Source organism: Polaribacter sp. IC066, from assembly GCF_007997085.1.
Lineage (GTDB): Bacteria > Bacteroidota > Bacteroidia > Flavobacteriales > Flavobacteriaceae > Polaribacter.
The window spans coordinates 32440-46284 of record NZ_VORR01000019.1 but is presented as its reverse complement, the minus strand read 5'-3'; the positions used below and the strand labels follow the sequence as shown (position 1 = coordinate 46284).

Annotated in this window: 16 protein-coding genes; 10 read left to right on the top strand and 6 right to left on the bottom strand. The window is 31.5% G+C overall.

What is annotated here, in order from left to right; genetic code table 11:
• Positions 1 to 3 precede the first annotated feature (3 nt).
• Positions 4 to 237 (top strand): PLDc N-terminal domain-containing protein, encoded by a 234-nt coding sequence (locus ES044_RS08460; protein ID WP_317132305.1) that lies wholly within the window; start codon positions 4 to 6, stop codon positions 235 to 237.
• A gap of 346 nt (positions 238 to 583) precedes the next feature.
• On the opposite strand, the gene ES044_RS08455 is transcribed toward ES044_RS08460, so the two are convergent.
• Together ES044_RS08455 and ES044_RS08450 are read right to left on the bottom strand one after the other, a co-directional pair.
• Positions 584 to 1732 (bottom strand): cystathionine gamma-synthase, encoded by a 1149-nt coding sequence (locus tag ES044_RS08455; RefSeq protein WP_147118966.1) that lies wholly within the window; start codon positions 1730 to 1732, stop codon positions 584 to 586.
• A gap of 211 nt (positions 1733 to 1943) precedes the next feature.
• On the bottom strand, positions 1944 to 2399 hold the full coding sequence (locus tag ES044_RS08450; protein WP_147118967.1) for a DinB family protein: 456 nt from the start codon (positions 2397 to 2399) through the stop codon (positions 1944 to 1946).
• Between the two features lie 42 nt (positions 2400 to 2441).
• On the opposite strand from ES044_RS08450, the gene ES044_RS08445 reads away from it, so the two are divergent.
• Complete coding sequence (locus ES044_RS08445) at positions 2442 to 2789, top strand: arsenate reductase family protein (protein WP_147118968.1); 348 nt, start codon at positions 2442 to 2444, stop codon at positions 2787 to 2789.
• Between the two features lie 22 nt (positions 2790 to 2811).
• On the opposite strand, the gene ES044_RS08440 is transcribed toward ES044_RS08445, so the two are convergent.
• Complete coding sequence (locus tag ES044_RS08440; protein ID WP_147118969.1) at positions 2812 to 3288, bottom strand: DUF4252 domain-containing protein; 477 nt, start codon at positions 3286 to 3288, stop codon at positions 2812 to 2814.
• 164 nt (positions 3289 to 3452) lie between these two features.
• Between ES044_RS08440 and ES044_RS18505 the strand changes: the two genes are divergently transcribed.
• Entirely contained in the window at positions 3453 to 3626 is a 174-nt protein-coding gene (locus tag ES044_RS18505) for a hypothetical protein (RefSeq protein ID WP_189663244.1), read from the top strand.
• Positions 3627 to 3830: 204 nt separating this feature from the next.
• On the opposite strand, the gene ES044_RS08435 is transcribed toward ES044_RS18505, so the two are convergent.
• Together ES044_RS08435 and ES044_RS08430 are read right to left on the bottom strand one after the other, a co-directional pair.
• The gene (locus ES044_RS08435) at positions 3831 to 4814 is read right to left on the bottom strand and encodes a glycosyltransferase family 4 protein (protein ID WP_147118970.1); all 984 of its coding nucleotides are present in this window, start codon (positions 4812 to 4814) and stop codon (positions 3831 to 3833) included.
• Positions 4815 to 4883: 69 nt separating this feature from the next.
• Positions 4884 to 5690: a hypothetical protein gene (locus ES044_RS08430; RefSeq protein WP_147118971.1), complete on the bottom strand. Its 807-nt coding sequence runs from the start codon at positions 5688 to 5690 to the stop codon at positions 4884 to 4886.
• 125 nt (positions 5691 to 5815) lie between these two features.
• Here ES044_RS08430 and ES044_RS08425 point away from each other — a divergent pair, with 125 nt between their 5' ends.
• The 6 genes from ES044_RS08425 to ES044_RS08400 all read left to right on the top strand — a co-directional run bounded on the left by ES044_RS08425 (position 5816) and on the right by ES044_RS08400 (position 12263).
• A complete protein-coding gene (locus ES044_RS08425; RefSeq protein ID WP_147118972.1) occupies positions 5816 to 6493 on the top strand; it encodes a thymidine kinase in 678 nt (225 codons plus the stop codon).
• A gap of 41 nt (positions 6494 to 6534) precedes the next feature.
• Complete coding sequence (gene alr / locus ES044_RS08420) at positions 6535 to 7635, top strand: alanine racemase (protein WP_147118973.1); 1101 nt, start codon at positions 6535 to 6537, stop codon at positions 7633 to 7635.
• A 208-nt stretch (positions 7636 to 7843) separates the two neighbouring features.
• Positions 7844 to 8029: an MscL family protein gene (locus tag ES044_RS18860; protein ID WP_317132306.1), complete on the top strand. Its 186-nt coding sequence runs from the start codon at positions 7844 to 7846 to the stop codon at positions 8027 to 8029.
• A gap of 420 nt (positions 8030 to 8449) precedes the next feature.
• Positions 8450 to 9445, top strand: coding sequence for a glycosyl hydrolase (locus ES044_RS08410; RefSeq protein WP_223813547.1), 996 nt, complete (start codon positions 8450 to 8452; stop codon positions 9443 to 9445).
• 73 nt (positions 9446 to 9518) lie between these two features.
• Positions 9519 to 11363 (top strand): PLP-dependent transferase, encoded by a 1845-nt coding sequence (locus ES044_RS08405; RefSeq protein ID WP_147118974.1) that lies wholly within the window; start codon positions 9519 to 9521, stop codon positions 11361 to 11363.
• A 189-nt stretch (positions 11364 to 11552) separates the two neighbouring features.
• Positions 11553 to 12263, top strand: a complete 711-nt coding sequence (locus ES044_RS08400) for a DUF6090 family protein (RefSeq protein WP_189663247.1) — start codon at positions 11553 to 11555, stop codon at positions 12261 to 12263.
• Positions 12264 to 12447: 184 nt separating this feature from the next.
• Here the strand turns inward: ES044_RS08400 and aat are convergent, their stop codons facing one another.
• Positions 12448 to 13074 (bottom strand): leucyl/phenylalanyl-tRNA--protein transferase, encoded by a 627-nt coding sequence (gene aat / locus ES044_RS08395; RefSeq protein WP_147118976.1) that lies wholly within the window; start codon positions 13072 to 13074, stop codon positions 12448 to 12450.
• Between the two features lie 125 nt (positions 13075 to 13199).
• Here aat and ES044_RS08390 point away from each other — a divergent pair, with 125 nt between their 5' ends.
• Positions 13200 to 13829 carry a YqaA family protein gene (locus ES044_RS08390; protein WP_147118977.1) on the top strand — a complete coding sequence of 210 codons (630 nt, stop codon included), beginning with the start codon at positions 13200 to 13202 and terminating at the stop codon, positions 13827 to 13829.
• Positions 13830 to 13845 lie beyond the last annotated feature (16 nt).

Sequence of the window (13845 nt, the reverse complement as noted above, 5' to 3'; positions counted from 1 at the left end):
AAAATGATTATGGAATCAACAATGATGATTATACTTCTAATTTTAACAATTTTATTATGGTTTTGGGCAATTTTTGATATTTCAAAGTCGAAATTTGAAAATCAAACTATAAATACTATTTGGCTTTTAATCGTTTTGATTTTCCCTATTTTAGGATCCATAGTATATTTCCAATTGAAGAGAAAGTTTATTAGGCTTGAAACCAGAAAATTTGAACCAAAATTTTTAAAACAATAATAAGAATTAGGTTAAAACCCAGAAAAGGTTTGAAAACCGTTTTGGGCTAAATTATTTAAAATTCTATTCGTTTAAAAGACCTCATAGGCTTTTAAAACCTGTAAGGTCTGATAAAATTCAAGTTTATTTATTAATTTAAACCTTGCTCTAAATTTACCAAAAAACACTCAAGACAAAACACTTAACCTTATTAAAGAATCTGAAACCAGAAAATTTGAACCGAAAATTCATAAAATCAAAGTATAAATAAAAAGGTCTGACAGGTTTTAAAAACCTATCAGACCTGATCATAAATTATTTTTTTATTGACGTATAAAAACCGAGGGTATTTAAAGCTCTAAATTTTTTATTGATTTAACGCTTGTTCTAAATCTGCCAATAAATCTTCGATATCTTCAATACCAACACTTAACCTTACTAAAGAATCTGTAATTCCGATTTTTAAACGTTCTTGCTCTGGAATTGATCCGTGAGACATGGTTACAGGATGATTCACCAAACTCTCTACACCCCCTAAAGACTCTGCCAAGGTAAATAACTTTGTGTTTTCTAGAAAATTAAACGTTGCTTCTTTACTTTCATCTTTTAATTTAAAGGAAACCATACCCCCAAAATCTTTCATTTGCTTTTTTGCAATTTCATGACCTGAATGATGTTCTAAACCCGGATAATAAACCGTTCCTACTTTTGGATGTTTCTCTAAAAAATTAGCAACTGCACTTCCGTTTTCGCAATGACGCTGCATTCTAATATGTAGAGTTTTGATGCCTCTTAAGGCTAAAAAAGAATCCATCGGGCTCGCGATGGCACCTGCTGCAAACTGAATAAAATGTATTTCTTTTGCCAACGCTTCTTCTTTTACCATTAACGCTCCCATAATTAAATCAGAATGCCCGCCTAAATATTTTGTTGCAGAATGCATCACAATATCTGCACCTAAAGTTAGTGGTTGTTGTAAATAGGGCGTTGCAAAGGTATTATCTACCGCAATTAAAATGTCTGAATTTATATCTTTTACCGCTGATGAGATTGCCGCGATATCTGCAATTTTCATTAATGGATTGGTGGGCGTTTCTAACCAAACTAACTTTGTGTTTTCTGTAATTGCGTTGGTAATATTCACTATATCATCGGTATCTACATAAGTAAATTCTAATCCGTACTTTTGAAATAATTGCGTAAACATTCTATAAGTTCCGCCATATAAATCGTCTCCTGTAATGATTTCGTCGCCAGGTTTTAATAATCTTAAAACACAATCAATGGCAGACATGCCTGATGAAAACGCAAAACCATGTGTACCATTTTCTATGGAAGCAAAATTATTTTCTAATGCCGTTCTCGTTGGGTTTGACCCTCTTGCATACCCATACCCTTTATGTTTTCCCGGACTGGACTGTGCAAAGGTTGATGTTAAAAAAACGGGAGGCATTACCGCTCCAGTTGTTTCTTCTGGTTGCTGACCTCCGTGAATTGTTTTGGTATTGAACTTCATTTTTATAAGTTTTCTGATGTTCTTAATTTTATGTTTCTAAACTTGCCTACATTCTTATAGTTTGCCAAAACAAGTAAACAAGTTTAGCCATGATTGAATCTTTCCTTAAGCTCAAGACACGCTAATTATTCGGCATCTCTCAACTTTTGCGTGAAACGAGCAGTGAACGCTAGAAATCTGCTTAGCAGCATGCGGGCAGCTTCAAATAATACTACAAAAACTTTTTGATAGACCTTACGATGCCGTAATGAATGCCTTCATGAAAATTATTGAACGGAATTGCCGTTTCCATAGAATTTAAAACAACGCCTGCACTTGTTGGGTATTCTGTGTAATTCTCAAAAATACCTGCTTCAAAATCTTCCTCTAATGTGTCTGGTAACCCCATTAATAAATCTTTTACTTCGTCAAACTCTTCTTCCGTAAAAACTTTTGTTGGCGCTGTTCCTTTTTTATAATCATCAATTAACTCATCTGGACATAAGCAATCTAAACCCGATAATTTATAATGTAATACTTGTTGCGTAACTAAAACGTGTGCCACATTCCAAGCAATATTGTTTTTAAATCCGTTCGGAATTTCATGCAACTGTTCTAACGTTAAACCCTCTAATTCTTTTAAAAGAAGAGCTCTCGATTTTCTTAAAATATCAAATTGTATGTTCATTTTTATGTGTAGTTTTGATCCTGTAAATATAATTTAATAAAAATGAAGAAAGTCTATTTTTTACAAACTTGTGATACCTGTAAAAGAATTTTAAAGGAAGTAAATACAGAGGGTTTTGAGCTTCAAAACATTAAAGAAAACCCTGTTACAATTGGGCAATTAGAAGAAATGTATGCAATTTCTAAAAGCTATGAAAACTTGTTTAATAAGCGTGCAAGATTATACAATTCTTTAGGTTTAAAGGATAAAAACTTATCTGAAACAGCTTATAAAAATTATCTTTTGGAAGAGTACACGTTTTTAAAACGTCCTGTTTTTATGGTTGGTGGAGAAATTTTTATTGGAAATAGTAAGAAAGTAATTGAAAAATTAAAAGAGAAGATTGGTTAAACCTTCTCTCTTATATTGGATTTTAGTCTGTTGAAAATTTGACATCTGAAGAAGAAATCATCGCGGCTAACTCGTCTTTGGTTATTTTTGTTTTTAAGCCAAATAAAACTAGGTTTTCAGAATCGCTATTTGCTTTGATGATAATTTCTCTGATATAGTTATTCTTTTCGATAAAAAATAGCGCAGCATTACTGCCACTATCTTTTACTCTTACCAATGTTTTTAAATTGTTCCTTCTTTTAAACTTGTTAAAATCTTTTGCAACAGTAGCATCTTCGTTATCAAAAATCATCAATTTAAAATCACTCGATTTTTTAATAATATTCATTAAATCACCATCATTTTCGTCATCTAAAAATGAACCCGCTAAAGAAGCCGATAAATTGATTGCAAAAGTTGACTTCGCTTTATTGACTTTATAAAAATCCTCAAAAGCGACGACTTGCGCTGAAATAGCCGTGATAAAAAATGCGAAGAAAATGGTTACTAATAGTTTCATGATAGTTCGTTTTAATTTTAGACGACTATCAAAAGGGTTTGTTACAAAACGGTATTTTTTATCAAAAGTTCATTGAAAGACCTAAACCTAAACCTTTTATATTTAAATTGAATTCAGGTTGAAAATTAGAACCCACGATTGGTAAACCCGTGTTATACAATTCTATGGCCTGCTTCGTTTTTCTATTAAATCCTTTTAAAATTGGTATAGTAGCTAAAACTAGAACAACGCCTGCACCTGCCAAAACCTATTCAAGATCTCCACCACCAATTGCCGTTCCTATCGACAAACCTATTAAAAGACCTCCTAAACCCGATAAAATCATTCCCCAAGTTTGATTTTATTTTGCCGATTTAACCAAATCAAATGCTTCAGAATTATTTTTCATCAACTCTTTTAATTGATTAATGTTTAATTTTTTGTCATTTTGATTAAATATATTTTCTCTAAAAGATCTTTTTATCTCAACTTATTAAGCATTGATCTTTGAAAATGTAAACAAACTAATTACTAAAGCAAATACAATTTTTTTCATCTTTATTTTAATTTGATTGATATACTTTCATTAAACTTTCTGCCTCTTCTTTTGCACTGCAATTTTTTATAATTTCTGCTCTAGCTTGTTTTCCTAAGAGCGGAATTTCTCCTTTTAATTTTTGAGATAACAGCCTTTCTAATTCAGAAACATTGCCGGCTTCAAATAAATATCCGTTTTTTGTATCCGTAATTAATTCTGAATGTACTCCCACATTTTTTGTGGCAATTAAAGAACATTCGCAAGACATGGCTTCTGCGGTCACTAAAGAAAACCCTTCGGAATAACTTGGGGCAACAACAATTTTTGCCGCTTGATAATAGGAAATAATCTCTCTAGTTTCATCAATAAAATATACTTGATTTTCTATTTGATGTTTTTTTGTAATCTCTTTTAATTCTTCTGAAAATGTTGGTTTATCAATTTGACCAACAATTAACAGCGCCCAATTCTTATGATCTTTTAAAACTTTTGCAGCTTCCAACAAAACAAGCTGTCCTTTTGCTTTCCTTACTCTACCCGCATTTAAAATGATATTTTCTTGCTTAATTTCTTTAAAAACAACGCCTTCTTTTGGTACAAATTCATTCACTTTTACGCCGTGACCCACTATGATATTTTCCATCCCTAGATTCGCGCTCATACTTTTAATGAGCGTAATCACTCTATCCGCTTTTTTTAAAAGAAATTTAGTCAATCCCGAAAGTTTCGTTTCTGCGTGTCTTGTTGCAATTAAAGTAAATTTTCCACCTAAAAAACGAAACCATAACATTCTTATAATTTCATTATTTCTGTGACAATGTACTACTGTTTTTACATCAGAAAATAATATAGATTTTAATTTTGAGGTAGTAATTTGTGTTCCATCAATATTAGAACCGTAAACATAAGTTTCAAAATTATCAACAAAAAAAGGAAGTACATTTTCTATACTTCTAGTAACCCCAGTTTTGCGTTTATGAAAATGTGTGTGAATTAGAACTGGTTTCAAAAGCTTCTTATTAGATTTTAAAAATTAGATTCTTAATTTTGAATTTTAAACTCAAAACTTTGAACCTATTTAAGCAAATTTACGTTCTATAATTCCCATAAAGCGCGTTTCTAATTCTTCTTTAGTAGACCAATCATAATCTGGTTTTACCATTTGATCAATAAAATCTTTTGCTTCTTTATATGATTTAAAAGTGTTTAATTGAGAAACTACTCTGTTAAAATCTTCCTGACTGCCGCCAAACAAATTTTTAACAAACACAATTCTATCATTTAGCCCTATTTGAATGTTGCCCGCTAATTTATCATTTAACGATTTAGGTTGCACATTTTCAAACAAATCTGCCATTAAATCGACAGAAAAAGTGTCTTGTAATTCTTCTTCTAAAGACGTTGTTTTACGTTGCTCTATCTGAACAATATCAAGAGGAACATCCTCTTCTACTTTATCTTCAGAAAACATTATTTCTTCTAGTTCTGCAAATGGTTGCTCTATAACTTCGTCTGCTTTGGGCTGTACTTTTTCTGGTGTTGATGCAACTTCGACCTTTTTTTCAACAAACTCTAAAGCATCCTCTAAATTGTAAACTACTTTTTCATCTACTATCGTATCATTTTCAGAAACAGTTTCTTCTGCTTTAACCTCTTTAATCTCTTCTTTTATTTGATAAGCTTTTTCAACTTTTTCTAATAATTCTGATTTTGTTTCTTTTAAATTTACAGTCGAGTTTACATATTCTTCAACAAATGCTAAAACAGATAATTTTTCATAAATTTCTTTCGATTTTTCTTTTAACAAAAACACATTTTCTTTGTTTTTCATCTCTAAAATACTGTGCGCTAAACCTATTAAATCGCTTTCTATTTTTTTGTGCATGGGTTGTTTGTTCAAGTTCTAAATCAAGTTGGGAATAAATTATTTTTTAACCTTAAATATGTATAAATTTGTTCAGCATAAAAGGTAAACAAAATTACAAAAATTATAATGCTTAAAATTACAAAATGTTTCTTGAAAATACAGTAAATCATACAGAACAATTTGGTTGGATAGAGGTAATTTGTGGTTCTATGTTTTCTGGAAAAACCGAAGAATTAATCAGACGGTTAAAACGTGCACAATTTGCAAAACAAACCGTAGAAATTTTTAAACCCGCTTTAGATACGCGTTATGATGATACCGAAGTTGTATCTCACAACGATTCTAGAATTCGTTCTACTGCGGTGCCTGTTTCTTCGAACATTAGATTATTAGCCAGTAATGTAGACGTTGTTGGTATTGATGAAGCCCAGTTTTTTGACGATGAAATTGTAGCTGTTTGCAACGATTTAGCCAATAGAGGTGTTCGTGTAATTGTGGCTGGTTTAGATATGGATTTTAAAGGAAACCCTTTTGGGCCCATGCCTGCTTTAATGGCAACTGCAGAATACGTTACAAAAGTGCATGCAGTTTGCACCCATACAGGCAATTTAGCGCATTATAGTTTTAGAAAAGCACAAAATAATAAGTTGGTGATGCTTGGCGAAATGCAAGAATATGAGCCATTAAGCAGAGCTGCTTATTACAAAGCAGTAAAAAAGAAACAAGAAGAAATTGTTTTGGGAAAAAAAACTGAACATAATAATGAAGTATTGAAACAAGTTCAGCAGGAAAAAAATACCGAAACAAATTCAAAAAACTGAATTACATAAATTAAAGAAACCGAATAAGGTTGCACCTATAGATGAATAACCACGTTACTGTTTTAGAAATTGACGGACATGCGCTAGAACACAATCTAAATTATTTTAAGAAAAAATTAAAACCTGAAACTAAAATTTTAGCAGTCGTAAAGGCTTTTGGTTACGGCAGTGATGGTGTACAAATTGCTACTTTTTTACAAGACAAAGTAGCCTATTTTGCAGTTGCCTATGCGCATGAAGGTATTGCCATAAGAGAGGCAGGCGTTCAAACCCCTATTCTTGTGCTGCATCCACAAATACCCAGTTTACAATCTATTATAGATTATAAATTAGAACCAAATCTATATAATTTTAAGATATTTAATGCTTTTTTAAAATTAGCAAGTGAAACTAACTTATTAAATTACCCTATTCATATTAAATTTAACACAGGTTTAAACAGATTGGGTTTTTGGCATACAGATATTCCTAAAATTATTTCTGAATTAAAGGAAACAACTCATCTTAAAGTGCAATCTCTTTTTTCTCATTTGGCAGCTAGTGAAGACTTAAAGGAAAAAGAATTCACGATGAAGCAACTGAATAATTTTACAAATACCGCACAACAATTCTTAAAACAATTAAGCTATACGCCAATGTTGCATGTTTTAAACACTTCTGGTGTTGTTAATTATGCACATGCACAGTTTGATATGGTGCGAATTGGCATCGGTTTATACGGTTTTGGGAATGATGACCAAGAAACTGCCCAACTAAAAAATACGCACAACTTAAAATCTATCATTTCTCAAATTCACACTATTGAACCCGGAGAAACCGTAGGTTATAACAGAGCTTTTGTGGCAAAAGGTCTTACGAGGTCTGCTACAATTCCTATTGGCCATGCAGATGGACTGTCGCGAAAATTGGGAAGCAAAAAAGGCTATGTACTCATCAACAACCAAAAGGCAGCAATTATTGGTAATGTTTGTATGGATATGATTATGGTAGATGTAACTAAAATTGACTGTGATGAAGGCGATGAAGTAATTATTTTTAACAGCCAAAAAGCCATTAAACAGATCACAACTATTTCTGAAACTATTGTTTATGAAACTCTGACAGCTATTTCTCCACGTGTTCATAAAATATTAAAACAGTAGTTGTTTTCATTACTTTTGAAGTCTAACTAATCAAAAACAAACGGGAGTACCTAAAGAGTTTAAAAACTTTGCAATGAAAGGAAACTTGATCGATATTGCGGTAAGTTTTGGCAATGAGTGCAGCCTTTAAACAAGTGGTAACTTCTTTTGTTGGCAGAATTGTTTCACAGTTAATCTGTATTATTTAATACTGATTAAAAAAAATTAAATTGCCAAAGAAGGCCTTACAGACAATACCAGAGAAATTATTGGAGAAGTAACCATTTTATATGGTGATTTTTGGACCAACCTTATCGATTTTATTATTGTAGTATTTGTTATGTTTATCACTGTAAAAGCAGTGAACGCGAGTAAAACTAAAGAAGCTCCAAAAGAACCAAAAGAACCAAATTAAAAAAAATTGTTAGCTCAAATTAGAGATTTATTAGCTAAAAAATAGCCTATTATATTTCTTATAAATATCAAAATCTTGAACTATTATTCAGGTTTTTTTTATCTATCATTACACAGTACATGTTTACCTTTTTGAAAAATAAAAAAAACTTTTAAAATTATTGCAACCATCGATAAAAAACATCCTCCTTAAAATTAAACACAAAAAGCGACGATATTTTTCTACAAAAAAATAATTCCATTTTTATTTGAGTTTTAAAACAATCATTTTCGTAAAAAATGGTCGTTTTTGTTTAAATTAGTCAGCTCAAAACACATTCTTTTACCCTTGAAAAATAAATTTATAGCCGTGCTTTCTATTCTAATTTTCATCCGTGCTATCGATGTGAATCGAATGTATGCGCAACAAAAATCAAAAGAAATGAAACAAAATAAATTTGAACCTAAAGACGGAGAATGCCTTTTTTTTATTGGTCAAGATTTAGAAGCTGTTGGTGGTTTTAATGAGTATAATGAAGGTTATGTAGATACTTTTGCTGTTCCGGCAGGTTTTACAGTTTACACAAATTTATCTGCTGGCGGTTCATCTTTTAGATACAATTTTAAAGGTTTAGACGGTATAAAAACCAAAGCCAATTGGGGTGCAGGCGATACCTGTGCACAGTCTTATATTGAAAGCCCGAAATTTAAAAACAGCATGATTTCCATAGGTTTGTCTTTGGTAAATGCTGAAAAAGAAATTGCTAAAGGAAAAAATGACGATTTAATTATTGAATTAGGTGAATGGATTAATGAAATAAAACGCCCTGTCTTTTTAAGAATTGGTTATGAATTTGACGGCTGGGATTGGAACGATTACGAAAAGAAATATTTTTTAAAAGCCTGGAAACGTATTCACAAAATATTTACAGATATGAATGTTGATAACGTTGCTTATGTTTGGCAGTCTAAAGGAACAGGTTCTAATCAAGCAATTTTAGAAGATTGGTATCCAGGCGACGAATTTGTAGATTGGTGTGGCTATTCTTATTTTGGGAATCCCGATGAAGAAATGATCACTTTTGCCAGAAAGCATAAAAAACCTGTTTTTATCGCAGAGGCAACACCTGTTTTTCAAAAAGGTGCTCTTTATTTTGATGCAAATTTATCCAAAGAAAAAATTGCAAAAAAAGCTTGGGATGAATGGTTTACGCCGTTTTTTAAAGTGATCAATGAAAACCAAGATGTTGTAAAAGCATTTAGTTATATTAATGTGAATTGGCCTTCACAACCTATGTGGATTGATAATTTGACTTTTCAGAAGGTAGATTCTAGGATTCAAAAAAGCGCGTATATTTCTAAAAAATGGGCAGAAGAAATTAATAAATCTAACTACTTAAAACCTTCGGATAGTTTGTTCTCTAAATTAGGTTATTAATAAGTTCTATGGTTTCTAATCTTTGAGAGCATCTAGTTATTGTACCTTTGATGCATATTTAAAGATAGGAATTATGCAAGAAAATAAGATAGAAAAGTATATCAAAGTTGTGTTAGAAAACATGCCAACAGACTGGTTACATCTAACCACACATAGACTAGATATTTACGATGAAAAATTAGCTAAAAATCAATTTTTAAATCACTTTGAAACCTTATTTCAAAGTAATAATGCTGAAGCATCGGCACTACACCAATTACCAACTGCGTATGATTATATTCGTTTAGGGCATCCATTATCGTGTGTTTTAGAATGGGCAATTGCGCATATAAATCATCAAAAACCAGAAAATATTATCAGTTTTTCTTCACAAACGATGCCTATTTTAGCCATTTTAAGAAAAAACTTATTAGAAAATAAGAATACTCAAATTTTGTACACGGATGAAATTCCTGATTTTTTTGATGCAGAAATTCTCAAAAATGTCTACGATTATAAATTTGATGTCATAAAGATTGATCAAGTAGCAGATATAGCCAAGTTTAACGGCAGCACTATCTTACTTTCGAATCATGATGATATTTCTAGTTTTGATATCCATTCAAATATTGACTTTCTTATCAATCTAACTACTCATTTAGGAAGTGTTTTACTGATTAATGGTGAACAAAACGAAAATTATATTTCAGACATTCAGCATGTAAGAAGAAGAGAAACGATTGCAATGACACCATCTAATGCTCTTATTGCGCTGCAATATCTTATAGAAAAAGCTTCTTTTAAAAGTAACAATAGCACCATTGAAGCAGACAAAAAAAGTGTTTTAAAATCTATCAAAGAAATTACAGGTACCACTTTAAAACCTTTGGTTGCTTCGAGCGGCTTATCTATTCAGTACCCAATTATGATGGGCTTAATTCATGATGCCCAAGAAAACCATGCAGGAAAAGCGATTAAATTTATTGTTCCGCCAAACTGCTATGGTGGCACAAATGACCAAGCAAGACGCGTTGCTGCTTGTCTTGATCATGTTGAAATCGTAGATTTACCTGTGGATGGTGATAATGAAATGGTGCAAAGTATTGAAAACATTTTAGCTAAAATTGCTCATGATGATGCAGTACCTTATATTATTGCTGAAATACCTACAAACCCAAGAGTTGAAGTCCCTAACCTCATCGATTTAAAAAACACCTTACGTAAGAAACGTACTACTGCAAATGGTGAAATGGCCATTGATCCTGTTTTTATATTAGATCAAACGTTTTGTCCTAATATTCACTTTTTAGGCAAAGGTGAAATACTCTCTACCATCAGAACTATTTCTTATGCGAGTGGATCAAAATTTCCGAGTGGCGGAAAATGTACGGCTGGTTATTGTGTAGGAAATGACAAAACGGCAAGTTTAATGGAGAAAATAGAAATTCATCTGCAACTTTGCGATAATGAAGCTACGCATCATCAAATGGCAATATTAGCAAAACAATTGCCTTCTATGAATCAGAGAATACATGATGCCTATAAAAATACACGGGAGTTTGTAAATTTTATTGGCGAGACTTTGCCAGCAGCAAAAATTAATTTTGTTTCAGAAGAACTAGCAGCGCAAGAAATTACGCCCTCTGTATTTTCATTAGATTTACCAACAAAAGGAAACACTGACGCAGAAAAAGAAACTTACAAAAGAGCTTTGAATCTGAAATTAATCAATTTAATGATTGCAGAAATTCCTGATGAAAGTAAATTTTGTGTGAGTTACGGGCAATTAAATGGATGTTATTGGACGATTCCAGCTACCTCAACACAAGGAACCACAAAAGAAGGTGATAAAGATTATATTGTGAGAGCATCACTTTCTCCGAATATGGATTTGGAATTGCATAAAAAGGTGTTTTTAAAATTTGTTGAGGGGATTTAAAATCTTGAGAGATAGCTTATTTTTTTTGGTTCAAAAATGGTGCTTTTTCCTGTTGATTTTCTGGGAAAACAATCCGAAATTCGCCAACTTGTATTATAAGTTATGAAAAGGATTTCATAGTAGTCTAACGTTGTGCTTCATTATAACTAACCAATGATTAAATTCTTTAGAAAAATTCGATACGACCTTATGCAGAAAAGCAAAACTGGGAAGTACTTTAAATATGCTATTGGAGAAATTATCCTTGTAGTTATTGGAATTTTGATTGCTCTGCAGATAAATAACTGGAATAATGAAAGGTTGAATAAATTGGACGCAGATGTTGCGAAAGAAAATCTACATAATGAATTCATTAAAAATCAGAATATTCTAAAAACATCTAAAGAACATAATCAATATGCCCTAGAAGCTTGTTTATCCTTAATTAATCTAATTGGTGCTACCAAAAAAGAATTGGCTCAACAAAATCTAGACAGTCTATTTAATTCTTCTCTTAAAGCAGAATTTTATTTCCCCACTCGCAGTTCTTTAGATAATATATTGCAAACCGGTTCAATGAAACTGATAGAAAGTGAAGAACTTAAAAACACTTTACAAACTTGGATTGCATCTCTTGAACAAATGAAGTCTTACAAAGAAGTGCAGACTAATTGGCAAAATAATCAATACACTCCCTTTTTATTAAACACTGTATCGTTTAGACAAATGGATATTTATAATCAAACAGCTTGGTCGGGGAAAAGTAAGATAAGCACAGATTATTACAGTATTTTTCAAAGCATTCAGTTAGAAAACCTATTAGATAACAACCTTTTTTTAATTGAATTAACTATTTCACAACTTACTGGTTTAGAAACGCTACAACATACTATTATTGATTTGACTGGTAAATCACTGTAACATAAAACAGAATAGCGTATTAATAAACAGGCATCACTTAAAAGAACAAAACAGGCTATAATTTATGACTAATGCTGGTCTTTAAACAGAATATTCGCAAACTTTCTATTTGTGTTTATCCATTAACTTTGGTGCTTACAACAAGTAACTATTCAAGGACAACAACTTAAAAAATTCCAAAAAATCAACCCTTTAAAATCTCCAAAAACAAATCTCTATCAATTTCTTTAGCGCCCAAACTTGCTAAATGATCATTATAAACCTGGCAATCTATCAATTTGTAATTCTTACTTTTTATCAAATGAATAAAAGCTAGTTTAGAAGCATTAGAAACTTTACTAAACATACTTTCTCCGCAGAAAATAGTGTTAATTTCTAATCCGTATAACCCCCCAACCAATTCGTTGTTGCACCAAACTTCAATAGATTTTGCAATTCCTTTTTTATGCAAGTTGATATAAGCTTGTTCCATATCATCTGTGATCCATGTTCCGAAACCATCATTTCTATCAATATTTTTACAATTGTAAATGACTTGTTCAAAAACTGTATTTTCTGTAACGGTAAACTCTTTTTTATTGATAATTTTCCGCATTGATTTTGACACTTTTAGCGCTTCAGGAAATAAGACCATCCTTTTATACGGGCAATACCAAACAATTGGATCACCAGCTGAAAACCAAGGGAAAATTCCGTTTTTATAGGCAAGTATTAATCTCTCTACAGATAAATCCCCGCCTAAAGCAAGAATACCCTCTTTAGTTGTATATCTATACGCTGGAAATTCTATTTTTTCTGTTAACCAAATCATACTATAAACTCTTTTTTTTTTGGCGAATTTAGTGAATTCTTAAAAAAAAAGTTAATCTAAACTACAAAACCAATTTATCTATAATTTGTTCTTATTTTTGCATTACTATTAAAACAATTAATTTCTTGGAAAAAAAGCGTAAAAAAAGAAAAAAAAGAACTGCATTTATAGGGAAAAGGCTCCATAATTACTATGGTAGAACAGGCTTCTATCTATTTGTTTGGGAAAGTGTGAAAAAAGCTTTTTTACCCATTGTTCTTGTCGTTGTGGCCTTATATTTTTTTAATAGATATGTATATGATATTAATAAAGGTCTAGAAACTGTCACAGAAACTTTTTCTAAAACAGGCGTTTTAATTACTTTCTTTATTTCTGAAACCTTGTTAGGATTAGTTCCTCCAGAAATATTTATTGCTTGGTCTAAAAAAACGGCTCATCCTGTTATAAATTTATCTATTCTGGCCACACTTTCATATACAGGTGGTTTAGTTTCTTACTTTTTAGGTAAAATGACTTTAAGAATAGCCTCTATAAAAAATTATCTGCAAGTAAAAATGGCAGAAAACCTTAAAAACACCAGAAAGTGGGGCGGTTTTCTAATCCTAGTAGGTGCTTTATTACCACTACCCTTTTCTATAGCATGTTTTGCCGCAGGAATGATAAAATACCCTTTTAGAAACGTTGTTATCTTTGGTCTATTCCGATTTTTACGTTTCGCACTCTATGCTTGGGCAATTTTTCAGGTTGTAGATTAAATCAATATTAAAAATA

Excerpts from the sequence above, each read along its gene's own strand:
- ES044_RS08410 (WP_223813547.1), top strand. The coding sequence starts at position 8,450 with ATGAAACAAAATAAATTTGAACCTAAAGACGGAGAATGCCTTTTTTTT.
- ES044_RS08400 (WP_189663247.1), top strand. The coding sequence starts at position 11,553 with ATGCAGAAAAGCAAAACTGGGAAGTACTTTAAATATGCTATTGGAGAA.
- ES044_RS08430 (WP_147118971.1), bottom strand. The coding sequence starts at position 5,690 with ATGCACAAAAAAATAGAAAGCGATTTAATAGGTTTAGCGCACAGTATT.
- ES044_RS08445 (WP_147118968.1), top strand. The coding sequence starts at position 2,442 with ATGAAGAAAGTCTATTTTTTACAAACTTGTGATACCTGTAAAAGAATT.
- ES044_RS08440 (WP_147118969.1), bottom strand. The coding sequence starts at position 3,288 with ATGAAACTATTAGTAACCATTTTCTTCGCATTTTTTATCACGGCTATT.
- ES044_RS08450 (WP_147118967.1), bottom strand. The coding sequence starts at position 2,399 with ATGAACATACAATTTGATATTTTAAGAAAATCGAGAGCTCTTCTTTTA.
- alr (WP_147118973.1), top strand. The coding sequence starts at position 6,535 with ATGAATAACCACGTTACTGTTTTAGAAATTGACGGACATGCGCTAGAA.
- ES044_RS08455 (WP_147118966.1), bottom strand. The coding sequence starts at position 1,732 with ATGAAGTTCAATACCAAAACAATTCACGGAGGTCAGCAACCAGAAGAA.
- ES044_RS08425 (WP_147118972.1), top strand. The coding sequence starts at position 5,816 with ATGTTTCTTGAAAATACAGTAAATCATACAGAACAATTTGGTTGGATA.
- ES044_RS08460 (WP_317132305.1), top strand. The coding sequence starts at position 4 with ATGATTATGGAATCAACAATGATGATTATACTTCTAATTTTAACAATT.
- ES044_RS18505 (WP_189663244.1), top strand. The coding sequence starts at position 3,453 with ATGGCCTGCTTCGTTTTTCTATTAAATCCTTTTAAAATTGGTATAGTA.
- ES044_RS08405 (WP_147118974.1), top strand. The coding sequence starts at position 9,519 with ATGCAAGAAAATAAGATAGAAAAGTATATCAAAGTTGTGTTAGAAAAC.
- aat (WP_147118976.1), bottom strand. The coding sequence starts at position 13,074 with ATGATTTGGTTAACAGAAAAAATAGAATTTCCAGCGTATAGATATACA.